This is a genomic window from Halocola ammonii (assembly GCF_049334165.1).
Lineage (GTDB): Bacteria > Bacteroidota > Bacteroidia > Flavobacteriales_D > Sanyastnellaceae > JBEGHD01.
Map to the genome: position 1 here is coordinate 1 of NZ_JBEGHD010000073.1, position 301 is coordinate 301.

The following is a 301-nucleotide window of genomic DNA, read 5'->3' on the forward strand; positions in this document are numbered from 1 at the left end:
AGTTTCCGGCATCGTCTGTTGCAGTGAGGGTTATGGTCTGCGTGGTCAGGTGGCCACTGTAAATTGTACCTACAACAGGAGTTTGAGTCACCTCAACATCACCATCGCAGTTGTCTGTCGGAGTCAACAAGCCAGTGTAATCGGGGATGGAGAAGTTGCAATCTCCATCGAGAAATTCATTTATGTCTGGGACTGATGAAATCACAGGATCGGTTTCATCAACCAACGTAATTTCAAAGTCAACCGAGGCAGTGTTTCCTGCGTTATCTTCGGCTGTGAGCGTAATGGTTTGTGTTGTTCC

General features: G+C 47.2%; 1 pseudogene. It reads right to left on the reverse strand.

Going from position 1 to position 301, the window contains the following annotated elements:
* A pseudogene (locus ABHV44_RS16285) lies at positions 1-301 on the reverse strand (hypothetical protein); the annotation flags it as partial.